The organism is Streptomyces sp. NBC_00859, from assembly GCF_045161865.1.
Classification (GTDB): domain Bacteria; phylum Actinomycetota; class Actinomycetes; order Streptomycetales; family Streptomycetaceae; genus Streptomyces.
Genome location: NZ_CP108826.1, coordinates 4816126 through 4832818, shown reverse-complemented (window position 1 = coordinate 4832818; position 16693 = coordinate 4816126). Strand labels below are relative to the sequence as shown.

Sequence of the window (16693 nt, the reverse complement as noted above, 5' to 3'; positions counted from 1 at the left end):
TTGCGTGCTTCTGTCGCACTGTGATGAATAACTCACAGACTGTTGCCTGCGTCGCTACGCTGCCAGGGGTTTCGACCTGACAACGCGACCGTCAAGTGAAGGAGTTGGCCCAGTGACCGGAACACCCAAGTCGCAATCGATCCGCCAGAAGTACGGCGAAGAGCTGAGAATCCGGCGCGTCGCTGCGGGCCTGACGCAGGAGGCGGTGAGCGAGGGGGTGGTCTGCTCACCGACCTTGGTCAGTCACTGGGAGGCGGGGCGGCGTCTGCCCAGCCCGGACGATGCGCAGCGCCTGGACCGGGTTCTGGGGGCCGATGGGTTCTTCGCCCGTTGGCTGAAGGATCTGGATTCGAAGTACGCAAGCCACTTCGCTCCGGTTGCGGACTTCGAGCAACAGGCCGTGGAAATACGGCACTACGGGAGCTCGCTCATCCCCGGCCTGCTCCAGACGGCCGCTTACGCAAAGGAGGTGCTCAGCGCCCACGCCTCACTCGACCCGATGACTCCGGTTGACGAACACGTCGTCAACCGCATGGACCGTGCGCCCGTCATTGAGAGCCCGTCCAACACCGTGTTCTGGGCTCTGCTGGACGAAGCGGCACTGCGGCGGCGGATCGGTGGTCCGCAGATCATGGCTGAACAACTGCACAAGATCGCTGACCTGGCCGAGAGGTTGCGAATCCGCCTGCATGTCCTGCCGTTCGGAGTCGGGGCGCACGCCCTGCTCGCGGGAATGCTGTATCTGCTGAGCTTCGAAGACGCTCCGCCCATCGCGTATGTGGAGGGCGTCGGAACTGGTCATGTCTTCGACGATCCGAGCATGGTGAAGCACTGCCACCTCGCCTACGATTTGGCTCTGGGCGATGCCCTGTCCGCCAAGGAATCACTGGCCCTGGTCAGGGCCGTAGCGAAGGAGTACGAACGTGAACGGTAGCGCGCACATCGACCTCGCGTTCGTGAGCGACTGGCGCAAGTCCAGCTACAGCGGACCCGGCAACGACGACTGCCTCGAAGTCGCCGACGGATACACCTCCGTCCCCGTCCGCGACTCCAAGAACCCCCACGGCGCCGCCCTCGTCTTCCCCGCCAACGGCTGGTCCGCCTTCGTCACCGCCGTGAAGGGCGGGCATCTCACCGCGTAACGCCGCACAGAGAGCGGAATCCCCCCGTCCGGCGGGAGTTCGGGCCGCAACGGGAGCCCGGCAGGCGGGGCTTGGCTAATCTGCACGGATGACCACCGACCTGACCCTGCTGCCGCGTGTCGCCTATCGCGGTCAGGAGGTCACCGCGCCACGGCTGCGCGGTCTCCTCGCGCTGCTCGCGGGCGACCTGCGTACGGGCTGCAGCACCGAGCGGCTCGTGGCTGGGCTGTGGCCGGAGGAGCTGCCGGAGCGGCCCGGAAAAGCGCTGCAGGTCCTCGTGTCCAGGGCCCGGACACAGCTGGGCGCCGACGTCATCGTCAGCACGCCGACCGGATACCGGCTCGGGCTCGCCGATGACCAGGTCGACAGCTCCGCCCTGCTGCTGCACGCCGCCGCGAGCGCGGACCGGGCCAGGGCCGGGGACCACGCGGGATCGCTGGCCGCGGCCGGGGCGGGGCTCGCGCTGTGGGAGGGCGCTCCGGACAGGACCGGCGCCGAATCCGGCGACCCCGCAGCCGCGTTGCGGGCCGAGCGCGCCCCCGTACGCAGCGCTCTCGTCCGCGCGCAGGCACTCGCACTGGCCCGCCTCGGACGGCGCGCGGAGGCGGCCGGGCCCCTGGGCGTGGCCGCGTCGGAGCAACCGCGGGACGAGGAGGTCCTCGCCGAACTGCTGCGGGGCGAGGCGGCGACGGCGGGCCCGTCCGCAGCGCTGATGCGCTACGAGGCGTACCGCCGCGAGCTGCGGGACGAGTTCGGCACGGATCCGGGCGCCGGGCTCACCGCCGTACAGCAGGAGCTGCTGCGCGGCGAGGCGCCCGTGGCCAGGCACGGGGTGCCGCACGAGCCCAACCCGCTCCTCGGCCGGGAAGAAGACATCGCGGCGGTGGAGCGACTGCTGCACGACTCCCGTGCCGTCACCGTCATGGGCCCCGGCGGCCTCGGCAAGACCCGGCTCGCGCACGCCGTGAGCCGCCGGGCCGGGCAGCGGGTCGTTTACTTCGTGCCGCTCGCCGGTGTCACGGCGGACGAGGACGTGGCCGCGGAGGTGGCCTCCGCGCTCGGCGCGGGCGAGGGCCGCCCCGGCGCCCTGAGTGGCAACGTCGCGGCGGACCAGGTGTCCGGCATCCTCGGCGTGCTCGGCTCCGGGACGACGCTGCTGGTCCTGGACAACTGCGAGCAGGTCGTGCGCGGCGCCGCCGATCTCGTGGGGGCCCTGGTCTCGTCATCGGAGGACCTGCGGGTACTTGTCACCAGCCGGGCCCCCCTCGGCCTGACGTCGGAGTCGGTGTACGCGCTGCCGGAGCTCGCGCCCGCCACCGCCGTCGAGCTGTTCACCCAGCGGGCCCGCGCCGCCCGGCCCGGCGTGCAGCTGCCGCCGGACGCGGTGGCCGAGCTCTGCCGCCAGCTCGACGGGCTGCCCCTCGCCGTCGAGCTGGCCGCGGCGCGCGTGCGGGTGCTCTCGGTCCCGGAGATCGCCCGGCGCCTCGGCGACCGGTTCGCGCTGCTGCGCGGCGGGGCGCGCGACGCACCGGAGCGCCACCGCACGCTGCACGCGGTCGTCGAGTGGAGCTGGAACCTGCTCGCACCGGACGCACGGGCGGCGCTGCGTCTGCTCTCGGTCTTCCCCGGCGGATTCTCCGGCGAGGCGGCGGAACGGGTCCTCGGGGAGGAAGCGCTGTTCCTCCTGGAGCAGCTGGCCGGTCAGTCGCTGCTCACCGTCGCCGAGCTCCCGTCGGGAGTGCGGTTCCGGATGCTGGAGACCGTACGGGAGTTCTGCGCGGCACGGTGCGCGGAGGCAGGCGAGGACGACGAGGCGGTGGGCCGGTTCCTCGACTGGGCACGGGAGTTCGGGGTCACGCACCACGACGTACTCTTCGGCCCCGACCGCCTGCCGGCCTGGGAACGGATCAGGGCCGAGCAGGACAATCTCGTGCTGGCCCTGCGGCACGCGCTGGCCCGTACCGATGGGCCCACCACCGCCGCCCTCACCGCCGTCCTCGCCGCCCAGTGGTCCACCGACTCCAACTTTCCGCGCCTCGTCTCCCTCTCCGCCGATACCGGACCGGCCCTCTCGCATTACCGTCCGGCGCCCGAGTACGTCGAAGTCGCCCGCGCCGCCGCGGTGTTGTGCGCGGCCAGCCTGCTCATGGGCTATGGCCTGCAGGCCGTACGCCAGCTCGTCAGCCTCCGCCGGCTGCCTCCGGCCAGGCCTGACACGCTGCTGCGCGCCATGGCGGTCGTACTGAGCGCGGTCCCCGAGATGCGGCCGCCCGGCTACGACGTGCTGTACCAGCTCTGCGACAGTGCGGAGCCGCTGGTAGCCGGCATCGCCGAGTGCATCGCCTCGTACGTCTGGGAGTACGAACACGACATCGACCGGGCCCTCGTATCGGCCCGGCGGATGATCCCCGCGCTGGCTCCCCTCGACAACCCGTCGCTGCAGCTCATGGGGCACTCCCGGCTGGGCGAGCTGTGTATGCGGACCGGGCTGGGCGAAGAAGCGTACGAACACCTCAGAGCGGCGCTCACGGTGCTGCCTCGGCTCGGCGACGGGCGCGACTACATCGGCATCCGCACGTCCCTCGTCCTCGCCTGCCTGCAGCGCGACGAACCCGACGAGGCCGAGTACTGGGCGCGGCAAGTGGAGAGCGACAACCCCCAGCCGCAGGACGACTTCTACAACCCCGACTTCGGCGGGCGCGCCGAGATAGCGCTGGCCCGCGGGCTGACGGAGGTCGGGCTCCAGCTGTGGCGCCGCGCCGTGGAGCGGATGCCCGCGGCCGGCTCCGTACTGAGCAGCGACCCCTGGCTCGACCCCTGGGCGCTGCAGATCCAGTCGGCGGCGGTGACGGCGCACGCGCACGCGGGGCGCCTGGAACCGGTCGCGGAGTCGGTCGACCGGCTGCGGCAGCGGCTGCGGACCCTGCTCGCCGAGCCGCCCGGCTCGCTCCTGGAGCTGCCGGTGTGGGGGACGGTGCTGCACGCGCTCGGCATGGCGGGGCTCGTGACCGGCGACGCCTGCGCGGGGCGGATGATCGCGCTGGCCGAACGGCTCCGGGTGCTGCGTGACTTCCAGCCGACGATGTCGGCGGAGCGCGCCCGGCAGGCGGTCGCGGCCACCGGGAACGCCGCCGGGGCGGCGTACACCGACGCGGTGTCGGAGTACGCCGCCCTGGGGCGTGACGAGTTGCGGGAGGCTGCCCGCGCTGTCATGGCGGTTACTTCGGGTCGCGGTTGAACTGCGCCGTCGACCAGCGGTAGCCGAGCGCCGTCAGTGCGACGCACCAGAGGATCGCGATCCACCAGTTGTTGCCGATCCCGGTGCCGAGGAGCAGACCGCGCAGGGTCTCGATGGCCGGTGTGAACGGCTGGTACTCGGCGATCGGCTGGAACCAGCCCGGCATCGTGTGGGCCGGGATGAAGGCGCTGGAGATGAGCGGGAGCAGGATCAGCGGCATGGCCATGTTGCCGGCGGCCTCGGGGTTGGGACTGGCCATGCCCATCCCGACCGCGATCCAGGTGAGCGCCAGGGTGAACAGCGTGAGCAGTCCGAAGGCCGCGATCCACTCCAGGAGGGTGGCGTCCGTGGAGCGGAAGCCGATGGCCACGGCGACGATGCCGACCAGGACCAGGCTGGCAAGTACCTGCAGCACACTGCCCACGACGTGCCCGATCAGCAGGGAGCCCCGGTAGATCGCCAGCGTGCGGAAGCGGGCCATGATGCCCTCGGTCATGTCCGTGCAGACGGAGATCGCGGCCCCGATCACGGTGCTGCCGACGGTCATCATCAGCAGGCCCGGGACGATGTAGGCGATGTAGTCGGAGCGGTCGGTGCCGCCGATGCCCGCGCTCATCACATCTCCGAAGATGTAGACGAAGAGCAGCAGCAGCATGATCGGCGTCAGCAGCAGGTTCAGCGTCATCGACGGGTAGCGCCGTACGTGCAGCAGGTTGCGGCGCAGCATCGTGGCCGAGTCGCGTACGGCGAGGGAGAGGGCGCTCATCGGACTGTCTCCTTGGACTGGCCGGGCTGGCCGGGCTGGCCGGGCTGGGTGGGCTGGGTGGACTGGCCGGGGACGTCGGTGCCGCCGGTCAGGGCGAAGAACACGTCGTCCAGGTCGGGGGTGTGCACGGTCAGTTCGTCCGCCTCGACCCCGGCCGAGTCCAGCCAGTCGAGGATGGAGCGCAGCTCGCGCTGGCTGCCGTCGCTGGGGATCTGCAGCGACAGCGCCTCGTCGTCCCTGGTGGCGTCGCGCAGGGCGGCGGAGGCGGACCGGTAGGCGTCCGGATCGGTGAAGCGGAGCCGGACGTGCCCGCCGGGGATGAGCCGCTTCAGTTCGTCGGCGGTCCCCTCGGCGGCAATCCTGCCGTCGCTGAGTACCGCGATGCGGTCGGCGAGCTCGTCGGCCTCCTCCAGGTACTGGGTGGTGAGGAAGACGGTGACGCCGCCGGAGACCAGCTCGCGGATGATGCCCCACATGGTGTGGCGGCTGCGCGGGTCGAGGCCGGTGGTCGGCTCGTCGAGGAAGATGATCCGCGGGCTGCCGACCAGTGTCATGGCGATGTCGAGGCGGCGCTTCATACCGCCGGAGTAGCTGGCGGCGGGCTTCTTCGCGGCCTCCACCAGGTCGAAGCGCTCCAGGAGTTCAGCGACGGTACGGCGGCCCTCGGTGCGGGAGAGGTGGTGCAGGTCCGCCATGAGGAGCATGTTCTCCTCGCCGGTGATCAGGCCGTCGACGGCGGAGAACTGCCCGGTGACACCGATCGCTGCCCGCACGGCGCGCGGGTCGCTTGCCAGGTCGTGGCCACCGACGTGCAGGTCGCCGGCGTCGGGGGTGATGAGGGTGGAGAGGATCTTGACTGCGGTGGTCTTGCCGGCGCCGTTCGGGCCGAGGAGTGCGAAGACCGTGCCGGCCGGTACCGCGATGTCGATGCCGTCGAGGACCGTCTTGTCCCCGTAGGCCTTGCACATTCCCCTGGCCTCGATGGCGAGGGAGTGCGGAATCGTTGTCGTCATGCCGATGAGGTTCCGGCAGGGCGCATTCAACGCGGTTTCACGACGGTTTCAGCGGCCTGGAACCAGGTGGCTGCGGGTGAGGAGCGTTCCGCCCCTCGGGGCGCATTGTGTCCAGGTATGCGGGGAAACATCCGTTGTGCTGTCATGCTCGTCAGGCAGCCGACCGCCCCGGTCGGCCCCTGAGGAGACGCCCTGATGTCAGCGGACGAGCCAGCAGCCGACCAGCAAGCCGCCCTGCTCGCAGACCCGTTCGGGCCGTTGCGGAGCAGGGGTTACCTCATGCTCCTCGTCCTCACCGGGCTCTTCGGTGTCGTGCTCTCGGCCGGTGCCTACGGCTTCCTGGAAGCCGTCCACTACCTCCAGGAGGCCGTCTTCACCGACCTGCCCCACGCGCTCGGGCTTGACAGCGTTCCTGTCTGGTGGCCGGTGCCCCTGCTCGTACTCGCCGGGCTGCTGGTCGCGTTGACCGTGCGGTACCTGCCGGGCAACGGCGGTCATCAGCCCGCCGAAGGGCTCAAGACGAAGGGGGCCGCCCCCGCCGCCGAGCTGCCCGGCATCCTCCTGGCCGCCGTCGCCTCCCTCGCGCTCGGCGCGGTCATCGGCCCGGAGGCGCCCATGATCGCGCTGGGCGGCGGTGTCGCCCTCTACGGTTTCCGTCTGCTGCGGCCCGGCGCCGGCGCGCGGGAACAGGCCCTGGTGGCGGCAGCCGGAAGCTTCGCCGCCATCAGTGCGCTGCTGGGTTCACCGCTGGTGGGGGCCTTCCTGCTGATGGAGGCTTCCGGGCTCGGCGGGCCGATGCTCGGGATCGTGCTCGTCCCCGGGCTGCTGGCCGCCGGGATCGGCTCGCTGATCTTCACCGGGCTCGGCACCTGGGCGGGTGTCGGCGCCGGAACGCTCGTCATCCCGAACCTGCCCCATGTGGAGCGCCCTGACATCGCCCAGTTCGGCTACGCGCTGGTGATCGGAATCGCCGCCGGATTCCTCGGTGCGGGGGTCCGCCGCACGGCGCTGCGGCTCCAACCCGGCGTGAACCGGCGGCGGACGGTGTGGACACCGGTGATCGGCCTGGCCGTGGCGGGGCTCGCCATCGCGTACGCCGAAGGGTCCGGGAAGGCAACGTCCGACGTGCTGTTCTCCGGGCAGAGCGCGCTGCCGCACCTCCTGCTCAGCACCAGCTCGTACTCCCTCGGCGCACTGGTGCTGCTCCTCGTCTGCAAGAGCATCGCCTACTGCGTATCGCTGGCGGCCTTCCGCGGCGGCCCGATCTTCCCGGCGCTGTTCCTCGGCGCCGCGGGCGGGATCGCGCTGTCGCACCTTCCGGGGCTGCCCTTCGTCTCCGCCGCCGCGATGGGGATGGGCGCGATGTCGGTGGCACTGCTCCGGCTGCCGATGACCTCCGTGCTGCTGGCCACGCTGCTGCTGGGACATGACGGGCTCACTGTCATGCCGCTGGTGATCGTGGCAGTGGTGGTCTGCCACGTCGTGTCGGCACGGCTCAACCCGCCGCCGGCGGAGGCCGCGGCACCACCGGCCGCGCCCTCGCCCTCGGCCGGCTGACCAGCCCGCCGGTCAGCCACTCAGCCCAGCGAGTTCCGCAGCCCCAGGTTGCTGCTCAGCAGCCCGCCGTCCACCGGCAGGGTCACCCCGGTGATCCAGGCGGCATCACCCGACGCCAGGAACGCCACCGCCGCCGCGATGTCGTCCGGTATCCCCACCCGGCCCAACGGGTAGTGTTTTGCGGCCTGTTCGAGCGTGTCCTCCACTCCGCGCAGCGCCCACACGTCCGTGTGGATCGTGCCCGGCGCGACCAGGTTGACCCGGACACCGCGCGGTGCCGCGTGGCCCGCGAGCGTACGGGTCAGGCTCGCCAGGCCGGCCTTCGCGGCGCTGTACGCGTGGTTGCCGAAGTCCTGCGCGCCGTTGACCGAGCCGACGCTGACGATGGCGCCCCGGCCGCCCGCCGCGGCGAGATGCGGCATGGCGGCGCGCGAGACGCGGAACGCGCCGCTCAGGGTCGCGTCCAGGTCGCGGTGCCAGGACGCGTCGTCCTCGTCCTCGAAGAGCGGGGTGTCGGGCGAGCAGGCGTACGCGTTGTTGACCAGCACGTCGAGCCCGCCGAACTCGGCCACCGCGTACGCAACTGCCGCCTCGACGGCGGACCGGTCGGTGACGTCGCAGGTGAACGGCAGCGCGCCGGGCAGCTCCGCCGCCGTCTTCCGCGCGCGGGCGCCGTCCAGGTCGGTGACCAGGACGCGGGCGCCCTCGTCGGCGAACCGGCGGGCGGTGGCCGCGCCGATCCCCCTTCCCGCGCCGGTGATCAGTACCGCGTAACCCTCGAACCGCCTCGTTGCATCCATACAGCGATCATGTAGCCGAGCGCACCGCTCTGACCAGGGCCTGGGCGCGCGGATCCGCGGTGACGCCCTTCTGGAGCGCGTTGGTCACGTACCCCAGCGCGATCCCCGACTCCGGGTCCGCGAAGCCGAGCGAGCCGCCGCGGCCGGGATGGCCGAACGAACCGGGGCCGAGCAGCGGGGCCGACGGACCGTGCAGCATGAAGCCGAGGCCGAAGCGGGTGTTGACGACGAGCACCCGGTCCGGGCCCGACGACTCCTCGCTGCGGGCCAGGGCGAGGGTGGCGGGGGCGAAGAGGCGGCTGCCGTTGTCGACGTGGCCGATCATCGCGGCGTAGACGCGGGCCAGGGCGCGGGCGGTGGAAATGCCGCCGGATCCCGGGAGTTCGGCGGCGCGGTAGGCGGGGTCGTTCTCGTCGGGGAACGGCTCGATGGCTCCGAAGGCGCGGCTGGTCAGCGAGGACGGGTCCTGGTAGGCGTCGCTGACGGACCTCTTCGGTTTGAGCTTGAGGCCGGTGCCTACCGGCGGCGCCGCGACGGTGCCGATCCGGCCGACCCGGTGCGCTTCCTCGGCGGGCAGGCCGACCCAGAAGTCGATGTCGAGGGGGCGGGCGATCTCCTCGGCGATCCAGCGGCCGATGGTGCGGCCGGTGACCCGCCGGACGAGCTCGCTCAGCAGCCAGCTGTATGTCTGCGCGTGGTAGCCGTGCTCGGTGCCGGGCTCCCAGGCGGCCTGCTGGGCGGCGACGGCGCGCGGCCCCGAAACCCCGTCGATGGCCTCGGCGGGCGTGAGCGGACGGTCGAGGAGGGGTACGCCGGTGCGGTGGGCCAGGAAGTGCCGGACGAGGGCGCGCTCCTTGCCGCCCGCCTTGAACTCCGGCCAGTACGTGGAGACGGGCGCGTCGAGGTCCAGCTGGCCGCGCTGGTGCAGCAGCAGCGGGACCGCGGCGGCCACCCCCTTGGTCGCGGACCGGACGACCTGGGCGGTGTCGAGGGCCCAGGGCTCGGCGCCGTCGACATCCTTCGTACCGGCCCAGAGGTCGACGACCTTGTGTCCTTCGCGGTAGACGGTGACGGCGGCGCCGCGCTCCGCACGGTGCGTGAAGTTCCGTACGAAAGCCTCCCGGACCGGCTCGAATCCGTCCGCCACTGTGCCCTGGACGTCCACCACGTCGCGCTCCCACGTCTAGCTGTACGCCCGGACTGGCGTACAGGGTCCATGGTGCGGTGCGGCTCGGGCGGGAGTCGCCGGGGGGTGGGTCTTGCGTGTGCGCGAAGGCGCGGGCCCGCCGGGTGGCGGGCGGAGGACAGCAGGACCACGCGGCGACCCGGGAGCGGGATCTGGCAGGCTCTGCGTTCATGACTGCCGACAGACCCGCAAGCATCCCCGAAGGCCTGGTCGTTGAGCTGTCCCGGGCCAAGGTCAGACCCGACGGGGGCCCGGAGGCCGACCGTTGGATGCAGATGCTCAACAACCGGCTCGACGAGTGCGTAGCGACGCTGGACCGGGAACGAATGGCCATCGAGATCGTATTCAGGCTGCGCGAGGAGGGCGAGGAGTACCTGTACTGGGTCACCGTCAAGGGTGAGAACGGCGCCGGTGCGGATCCCGGCCTCCCCATCGACCGCGATCACATCGAGCAGGCCAAGCGCACGAAGGAGCCGGGCTGGGTCGAGGCCGAACCGCAGGTCCTCATGCTTCCCGCCCCCGTACGGGAGGCGGTCCTGGCCTGGTCGCTGCGCGAGGTGCCCGCGAGGCCCGCTGAGGAGCCGTAGCGGGTCCGGACCGCGCGGTCGCGGAGCGCGCGCAGGTCCACGGGCTCAGACCACCGTGCGCGGGTTGAATCCGAACGGCAGCTCAAGGCGGTGTGCCCGCATCAGCGCGTCGTCGGCCAGGATGTCGCCGGTCGGTCCGTCGCCGACGATCACGCCGTCGCTGAGCACCACCGCGCGCGGGCACAGTTCGAGGGCGTACGGCAGGTCGTGGGTCACCATCAGCACCGTCACATCGAGCGACCGCAGGATGTCCGCGAGTTCACGGCGGGACGCCGGGTCCAGGTTGGACGAGGGCTCGTCCAGGACCAGGATCTCCGGCTCCATCGCGAGGACGGTCGCGACCGCGACGCGGCGGCGCTGGCCGTACGAGAGGTGGTGCGGGGGCCGGTCCGCATAGGACTCCATGCCGACCTGGGTGAGCGCGGCGGTGACCCGGGCCTCCAGCTCCGGACCGCGCAGCCCGGAGGCGGCGGGGCCGAAGGCCACGTCCTCGCGGACCGTCGGCATGAAGAGCTGGTCGTCGGGGTCCTGGAAGACGATGCCGACGCGGCGGCGGATCTCCGCCAGGTTGGCCTTGGCCACCGGCAGTCCGGCGACCGACACGGTGCCGGCACCGCCGGTGAGGATGCCGTTCAGGTGGAGGACCAGCGTGGTCTTGCCCGCGCCGTTCGGGCCGAGCAGCGCGACGCGCTGTCCGCGCTGGACGGCCAGGTCGACCCCGAAGAGGGCCTGATGGCCGTCGGGGTAGGCGTACGCGAGGCCGGCGACCTCCAGGGAGGGCGGGGCAGCGGGGGTCGTAGTCACAAGGTCCATCCCAGCAGACAGATACAGAGGGCGGCGACGGGGAGTGCCGCGGCGGACCGCCACTGCGCGCCCGACGCCGTCACTTCGTCGATGACGGGCATGGTCCCGGTGTATCCCCGGCTGACCATGGCCAGATGTACACGCTCGCCGCGCTCGTAGGAGCGGATGAAGAGCGCCCCGGCCGATTTGCCGAGCACCCCCCACTGCCGTACGCCGCGCGCCTCGAACCCGCGCGAGCGGCGGGCGACCGACATCCGGCGCATCTCGTCGGTGATCACATCGCCGTACCGGATCATGAACGACGCGATCTGCACCAGCATCGGCGGCAGCTTCAGCCGCTGGAGCCCGAGCAGCAGGGAGCGCAGTTCGGTGGTCGAAGCGAGGAGTACGGAAGCGGCGACGCCGAGGGTGCCCTTAGCCAGGACGTTCCAGGCGCCCCAGAGGCCGGGCTCGCTGAGCGAGAGGCCCAGGACGTGCACCTGGTCGCCGGGGACGACGAACGGCATGAGCACCGCGAACGCCACGAACGGGATCTCGATGAGCAGCCGCTTGAGGAGGAAGGCCGCCGGGATGCGGGCCGCGGCGGTCACCGCCGCGAGCAGCACCGCGTACAGCGCGAAGGCCCACATCGCCTCGCGCGGCGTGGAGACCACCACGATCACGAAGGCGAAGACGGCGGCGAGCTTGCAGTGCGGCGGCAGGTCGTGGACCGGCGAGTGACCGTGCCGGTAGAGCTTGTGCGCGTGGCCGGCGCCCATGTCAGACGGCTTCCGCGTGCGGGCCGGCCGGCGACTGCGCACGGCGGCGGCGGACCGCCCAGAAGACTCCGCTGCCCACGACGACCGTGGCGCCGACACCGATCAGCCCGGCGACGCCGCCGGAGAGCCGGGCGTCGGAGATGTCCTTGACGCCGTACCCGGCGAGCGGGGAGTCCCCGGTGTGGTGCGGCTGCTCCTTGGCGTCGATGCCCTTGTCGTGAGCGACCTTCTCCAGGCCGTCGGGGCTGGCGGAGGCGTAGAAGGAGACGAACCCGGCCAGCACGAGGGCCGTGATCAGCCCGATGCCCCAGACCTTGCGGGTGGACCGGGCCGAGCGGGCGGCGGCCGGGGCCGCTGCGGGGGCGTCGATCAGTTCACCGCCCACCCGGAGCTTGAGCGGGGCGGTCAGGCCGCGGGCGCCGTAGACCAGGTCGGGACGGACGGCGATCACTGCGCCGACGGTGAGGGCGGTGATCGCGGCCTCGCCGATACCGATGAGGACGTGGACGCCGACCATCGCGGTCAGCACCTTGCCGACCGGGACATCGGTGGTGCCGCCGAGGGCGTACATCGCGGTGAAGGCGAGTGCGGCGCACGGCACGGAGAGCAGCGCGGCGACGAAGGACGCGGCGGTGATCGAGCTGCGGCGGCGGGGCAGCACCTTGACCAGGCCGCGGAAGACGGCGTACGCGACGACGGTCGTCACGATGGCCATGTCCGTGATGTTCACACCGAGCGCGGTGAGCCCGCCGTCGGCGAAGAGGATGCCCTGCATCAGCAGGACGACGGACACACAGAGCACACCGGTGTACGGCCCCACCAGGATCGCGGCGAGCGCGCCTCCCAGCAGATGGCCGCTGGTACCGGCGGCGACGGGGAAGTTCAGCATCTGCACGGAGAAGATGAAGGCGGCGACGAGGCCGGCGAGCGGCGCGGTCCGCTCGTCCAGCTCGCGGCGCGCCCCCCGGAGACTGACGGCAATCGCGCCCGCGGCGATGACACCGGTCACCGCCGAGACGGGGGCATTGATGAATCCGTCGGGGACATGCATGTGGTGACTCTCTCCTCGCGAACGCACACCGGCGGTGGTGAACCGTTCGATGATAGAGCCTTGTTGCGAACGGCTCGCAAGAGCGCCTGCCTCCCAGCTACGGCGGCCGAGCAGCGGCGGAGCGGTGGCGCCTCAGTCAAAATATGGGACATTAGAGATGTAAACAGTCAAAAAAGGGCATCCACCCAGGCCGTCGACCGTGAATGTCCGGAGCAAGGGAGCGCGCATGTCCTCCGCCATCGAGGTGCCCGTACGTGGTCATGTCGTGACGGACGTCCCCGGCCAGTGGACGGTGGTGTACGTCGCGCTCCGCTACGACCCGGAGGGCGACCCTGGCGCCGTGCGCTTCGCCTTCCCGGGAGACAACGAGTGGACCTTCCCCAGGGAGCTGCTCGAAGCGGGGCTGCGGACCCCGCGGCGCACGGGCGACATCGGGATCTGGCCGTGCGGGCGGGCCCAGGTGGTGCTGGAGTTCTACTCGGCGAACGGGGTGGCCGTGGTGCAGTTCGACAACGCGCCGCTGATCCGCTTCCTGCGCAGCACCCATGCGACACCCCTGGACAAGACCCCCCTCGCCGAGGCGCCCCACGAGGAAGCCCCGGCCGGGGAAGCGCCCGTCGGGGAACCGGCGCGCGAAGAAGCCCCCCACGCCGTCGGGCATGGAGGGCCGCTCAGCGCCTGAGCGGCGGCCCCGGCCGGGGCCGCCCACTCGTCACGCCGTCAGGATGCCGTCAGGCGTCGATCAGCTCACGCTGCGCCTGCGCTTCGATGTGCTTGTTCAGACCCTCGCCCTCGACGTCCACATTGGGCAGCGCGCGGTCCAGCCAGCGCGGCAGCCACCACGCCCGCTTGCCGAGCAGCGCCAGGACGGCCGGCACGATGGCCATCCGTACGACGAAGGCATCGAAGAAGACCGCGATGGCGAGGCCGAAGCCGATCATCTTGATCATGGAGTCGCTGGCCCCGATGAAGCCGGAGAAGACCGCGATCATGATGACGGCCGCAGCCGTGACCACCCGCGCACCGTGCTTGAAGCCGGTGACGATGGCCTGGCCGGGGGTCTCCCCGTGGACGTACGCCTCCCGCATCCGGGTGACCAGGAAGACCTCGTAGTCCATCGCGAGGCCGAAGACCACACCCACCATGAAGATCGGCATCATCGACATGATCGGGCCGGTCTGCTGGACGCCGAAGAGCGACCCGAGCCAGCCCCACTGGAAGACCGCGACGACCGCGCCCAGGGCGGCGACCACCGAGAGCAGGAAGCCGAGCGCCGCCTTCAGCGGGACCAGCACCGAGCGGAAGACCAGCATCAGCAGCAGGAACGCGAGCCCCACCACGAGGGCCAGATACGGGACCAGCGCGTCGTTCATCTTCTGCGAGAAGTCGATGTTCATCGCCGTCGCGCCGGTGACCAGCACCGTGGCACCGGTCTCGGACTTGACCTCCGCGCCCGCGTCACGGATGGAGTGGACCAGGTCCTCGGTCTTGACCGAGGAGGGCCGGTCCTTGGGGATGACGGTGATCGTCGCGGTGTCGTGCGCCTTGTTGTAGAACGCCGGCCCCACCGAGACCACACCGTCGAGCTTGGAGATCTTCTGCCGTACCTCGTCGACCGCGCCGGTACCGCCGCTGATGCCCTTGACGTCCGTGACGGCCGTCAGCGGGCCGTTGAACCCGGGCCCGAAGCCGTCGGAGAGCAGGTCGTACGCACGGCGCTGGGTGGTGTTGGTGGGCTGCGCCCCGTCGTCCGGCAGGCCCATCTCCAGGGAGGCCGCAGGAATCGCGATGGCACCCAGGCCGATCACACCGACGAGCAGCACGAGCAGCGGGCGGCGCAGGACGACCCGCGCCCAGCGGGTGCCGCCGTTGGCCTTGACCTCGGCGCCCGGCACCGGCGGGTTCTTGCGGGCCTTGCGGCCCACCACGCGCTTTCCGGCGAAGCCGAGCAGCGCGGGGATGAGGGTGAGCGCGATGAGGACGGCGATCACGACCGTACCGGCCGCGGCGAAGCCCATCTTGGAGAGCATCGGAATGTTCACGACGGCCAGGCCGACCAGGGCGATGACCACGGTGAGTCCGGCGAACACCACGGCCGAGCCGGCCGTTCCGACCGCCCGTCCCGCGGCTTCCTGCGGTTCCCTGCCCTCGGCCAGTTCCGCTCGGTAGCGGGAGACGATGAACAGCGCGTAGTCGATACCGACCGCGAGGCCGATCATCATCGCCAGTGTCGACGTGGTGTTGCCCAGGTCCAGCACATTGGCCAGCGCCGTGATCGTCGAGACACCGATACCGACGCCGATGAGCGCGGTCAGCAGCGGGAGCCCCGCGGCGATCAGCGAGCCGAACGTCACGATGAGCACGATCGCGGCGAGCACAACACCGATGATCTCGCCGGAGCCGGTCTCCGGCATGGCCTGGAGCGCGTCACCGCCGATCTCCACCGTGTATCCGTTGTGCTGGGCCTTGTCCGCGGTGTCCTGGAGCGCGTCCTTGGACTTGTCGGTCAGCTCCATCGAGCTGACCTTGTAGGTGACCTGGACGTAGACCGTGCTGCCGTCCTTGGAGACGGCCTTCGCCTTGTAGGGGTCCTTCACCGAGGCGATCTGGGAGGAGCCGGCGCTGAGCTCCTTCTCGACCGTCTTGATCTCGTCCTTGTTCGGCGCGGATGTCATCTTCTCGCCGGAGGGGGCCTTGAAGACGACCCGGGCGGTCGCGCCGTCGGCGCTGGTGCCGGGGAACCGCTGTCCCAGCAGGTCGAAGGCCTTCTGGGCCTCCGTGCCGGGTATCGAGAAGGAGCTTGCGGTCGCGGTGGCGGCGGACGAGGCGCCGAAGCCGGCGAGCGCCAGCAGCGCCACCCACACCAGGGCGACATAACGGCGGCGCCGGAAGGCGAACCGTCCGAGCTTGTAGAGGTACGTGGCCACGAGGGCGTCTCCCGGTCAGGTCGGGTGGAAAAGGGCGTAATGAACCAGCCCGACGACGAGAGCGGCGTGTCAGGTGGAGAGATGTTCAGGTGTGTCAGGCGATGGCTCAGTGGTGGTCACCGCGGGGACCGGGTTGATCAGTGACTGATCAGTGACTGGTCACGGGTTGACCGGTGGCTGGGCGCCGAGAGCGGGGAGTACCACAGCGTCCAGATAACAGGAGAGGAAAGCCTGGTCGACAGGCTGCTCCTCCAGCAGCTGACGGGCGACGAAAGCGCCGACCATCATGTGCGGGACAAAACTCAGCGCGGGGTTGTCGGCACTGACCTCGCCGCGCTCCACAGCGCGCTCCAGCATGCGGTTGAGCCCGGTCACCTCGGGTTCGATCAGCAGCTCGCGCAGCGCCTGAAAAAGATCCGGGTTCTCATGCACGGCATGCATCAGGCCCCGCATCAGTGCGGAATTCCGCTCCATCTCGCAGTCGTCCTCGCGCGCCACCATGGACTGGAAGTCCCCGCGCAGCGAACCGGTGTCGACCTCGTCGATACGGACGGGCTTGTTGTACCGGAGCGCCCTGGCGACCAGCTCCGGCTTACTCCCCCACTGGCGGTAGAGGGTGGCCTTGCTGGAGCGGGTACGAGCGGCGACGGCGTCCATGGTCAGGGTTTCGTAGCCGACCTCACGCAGCAGATCGAGCGTGGCCGCGTACAGCTCACCCTCGCGCTCCGGCGTCAGTCTGCTTGCCATCCCCGGCCTTCCCGAGCGAAACGGTTTCGTACACCACGACGGTACGCCGCCTCTGAGCGAAACGGCAACGTTTCGCTTGTGGACTCGATCACGGTTGTCGGACCGGGATAAGACCGA

General features: G+C 70.9%; 15 protein-coding genes. 6 read left to right on the top strand and 9 right to left on the bottom strand.

All coding sequences use genetic code 11. The features are described from left to right. Positions 1-112 precede the first annotated feature (112 nt). From OG584_RS21115 to OG584_RS21105, 3 genes are all read left to right on the top strand, one after another. A complete protein-coding gene (locus OG584_RS21115) occupies positions 113-934 on the top strand; it encodes a helix-turn-helix domain-containing protein (RefSeq protein ID WP_405780009.1) in 822 nt (273 codons plus the stop codon). Further along, a complete protein-coding gene (locus tag OG584_RS21110; RefSeq protein ID WP_405780007.1) occupies positions 924-1142 on the top strand; it encodes a DUF397 domain-containing protein in 219 nt (72 codons plus the stop codon). Before OG584_RS21115 ends, OG584_RS21110 begins: the two co-directional genes overlap by 11 nt. An 88-nt stretch (positions 1143-1230) precedes the next feature. After that, a complete protein-coding gene (locus OG584_RS21105) occupies positions 1231-4380 on the top strand; it encodes an ATP-binding protein (RefSeq protein ID WP_405780005.1) in 3150 nt (1049 codons plus the stop codon). Here OG584_RS21105 and OG584_RS21100 read toward each other — a convergent pair. Together OG584_RS21100 and OG584_RS21095 are read right to left on the bottom strand one after the other, a co-directional pair. Further along, positions 4361-5146 carry an ABC transporter permease gene (locus OG584_RS21100; protein ID WP_405780003.1) on the bottom strand — a complete coding sequence of 262 codons (786 nt, stop codon included), beginning with the start codon at positions 5144-5146 and terminating at the stop codon, positions 4361-4363. The genes OG584_RS21105 and OG584_RS21100 overlap by 20 nt on opposite strands. After that, positions 5143-6159 carry an ATP-binding cassette domain-containing protein gene (locus OG584_RS21095; RefSeq protein WP_405780002.1) on the bottom strand — a complete coding sequence of 339 codons (1017 nt, stop codon included), beginning with the start codon at positions 6157-6159 and terminating at the stop codon, positions 5143-5145. The genes OG584_RS21100 and OG584_RS21095 overlap by 4 nt, the downstream gene beginning before the upstream one ends. Positions 6160-6354: 195 nt before the next feature. On the opposite strand from OG584_RS21095, the gene OG584_RS21090 reads away from it, so the two are divergent. Continuing rightward, entirely contained in the window at positions 6355-7716 is a 1362-nt protein-coding gene (locus tag OG584_RS21090) for a chloride channel protein (protein ID WP_405780000.1), read from the top strand. Positions 7717-7736: 20 nt separating this feature from the next. Here OG584_RS21090 and OG584_RS21085 read toward each other — a convergent pair whose 3' ends face one another. Together OG584_RS21085 and OG584_RS21080 are read right to left on the bottom strand one after the other, a co-directional pair. Further along, on the bottom strand, positions 7737-8516 hold the full coding sequence (locus OG584_RS21085; RefSeq protein WP_405779999.1) for an SDR family NAD(P)-dependent oxidoreductase: 780 nt from the start codon (positions 8514-8516) through the stop codon (positions 7737-7739). A gap of 7 nt (positions 8517-8523) precedes the next feature. Further along, on the bottom strand, positions 8524-9681 hold the full coding sequence (locus tag OG584_RS21080) for a serine hydrolase domain-containing protein (protein WP_405784204.1): 1158 nt from the start codon (positions 9679-9681) through the stop codon (positions 8524-8526). A 191-nt stretch (positions 9682-9872) separates the two neighbouring features. On the opposite strand from OG584_RS21080, the gene OG584_RS21075 reads away from it, so the two are divergent. Further along, positions 9873-10289 (top strand): DUF6176 family protein, encoded by a 417-nt coding sequence (locus OG584_RS21075; protein ID WP_405779997.1) that lies wholly within the window; start codon positions 9873-9875, stop codon positions 10287-10289. 45 nt (positions 10290-10334) lie between these two features. Here OG584_RS21075 and OG584_RS21070 read toward each other — a convergent pair whose 3' ends face one another. The 3 genes from OG584_RS21070 to OG584_RS21060 are packed head-to-tail and all read right to left on the bottom strand — an operon-like array spanning position 10335 to position 12902. Beyond that, a complete protein-coding gene (locus OG584_RS21070; RefSeq protein ID WP_405779996.1) occupies positions 10335-11102 on the bottom strand; it encodes an energy-coupling factor ABC transporter ATP-binding protein in 768 nt (255 codons plus the stop codon). Continuing rightward, complete coding sequence (gene cbiQ, locus OG584_RS21065; RefSeq protein WP_405779994.1) at positions 11090-11851, bottom strand: cobalt ECF transporter T component CbiQ; 762 nt, start codon at positions 11849-11851, stop codon at positions 11090-11092. The genes OG584_RS21070 and cbiQ overlap by 13 nt, the downstream gene beginning before the upstream one ends. A 1-nt stretch (position 11852) precedes the next feature. Further along, positions 11853-12902: an energy-coupling factor ABC transporter permease gene (locus tag OG584_RS21060; protein WP_405779993.1), complete on the bottom strand. Its 1050-nt coding sequence runs from the start codon at positions 12900-12902 to the stop codon at positions 11853-11855. Between the two features lie 226 nt (positions 12903-13128). Here OG584_RS21060 and OG584_RS21055 point away from each other — a divergent pair, with 226 nt between their 5' ends. Continuing rightward, positions 13129-13584: an SsgA family sporulation/cell division regulator gene (locus OG584_RS21055; protein ID WP_405779991.1), complete on the top strand. Its 456-nt coding sequence runs from the start codon at positions 13129-13131 to the stop codon at positions 13582-13584. A 49-nt stretch (positions 13585-13633) separates the two neighbouring features. Here the strand turns inward: OG584_RS21055 and OG584_RS21050 are convergent, their stop codons facing one another. After that, positions 13634-15829 carry an MMPL family transporter gene (locus OG584_RS21050; RefSeq protein ID WP_405779990.1) on the bottom strand — a complete coding sequence of 732 codons (2196 nt, stop codon included), beginning with the start codon at positions 15827-15829 and terminating at the stop codon, positions 13634-13636. A 159-nt stretch (positions 15830-15988) separates the two neighbouring features. Further along, entirely contained in the window at positions 15989-16576 is a 588-nt protein-coding gene (locus tag OG584_RS21045; protein WP_405779989.1) for a TetR/AcrR family transcriptional regulator, read from the bottom strand. Positions 16577-16693: the final 117 nt, after the last annotated feature.

Bases quoted from the DNA above. Each gene is read 5' to 3' on its own strand.
- OG584_RS21105 (WP_405780005.1), top strand. From the start codon at position 1,231: ATGACCACCGACCTGACCCTGCTGCCGCGTGTCGCCTATCGCGGTCAG.
- OG584_RS21100 (WP_405780003.1), bottom strand. From the start codon at position 5,146: ATGAGCGCCCTCTCCCTCGCCGTACGCGACTCGGCCACGATGCTGCGC.
- OG584_RS21095 (WP_405780002.1), bottom strand. From the start codon at position 6,159: ATGACGACAACGATTCCGCACTCCCTCGCCATCGAGGCCAGGGGAATG.
- OG584_RS21090 (WP_405780000.1), top strand. From the start codon at position 6,355: ATGTCAGCGGACGAGCCAGCAGCCGACCAGCAAGCCGCCCTGCTCGCA.
- OG584_RS21085 (WP_405779999.1), bottom strand. From the start codon at position 8,516: ATGGATGCAACGAGGCGGTTCGAGGGTTACGCGGTACTGATCACCGGC.
- OG584_RS21075 (WP_405779997.1), top strand. From the start codon at position 9,873: ATGACTGCCGACAGACCCGCAAGCATCCCCGAAGGCCTGGTCGTTGAG.
- OG584_RS21070 (WP_405779996.1), bottom strand. From the start codon at position 11,102: ATGGACCTTGTGACTACGACCCCCGCTGCCCCGCCCTCCCTGGAGGTC.
- cbiQ (WP_405779994.1), bottom strand. From the start codon at position 11,851: ATGGGCGCCGGCCACGCGCACAAGCTCTACCGGCACGGTCACTCGCCG.
- OG584_RS21060 (WP_405779993.1), bottom strand. From the start codon at position 12,902: ATGCATGTCCCCGACGGATTCATCAATGCCCCCGTCTCGGCGGTGACC.
- OG584_RS21055 (WP_405779991.1), top strand. From the start codon at position 13,129: ATGTCCTCCGCCATCGAGGTGCCCGTACGTGGTCATGTCGTGACGGAC.
- OG584_RS21045 (WP_405779989.1), bottom strand. From the start codon at position 16,576: ATGGCAAGCAGACTGACGCCGGAGCGCGAGGGTGAGCTGTACGCGGCC.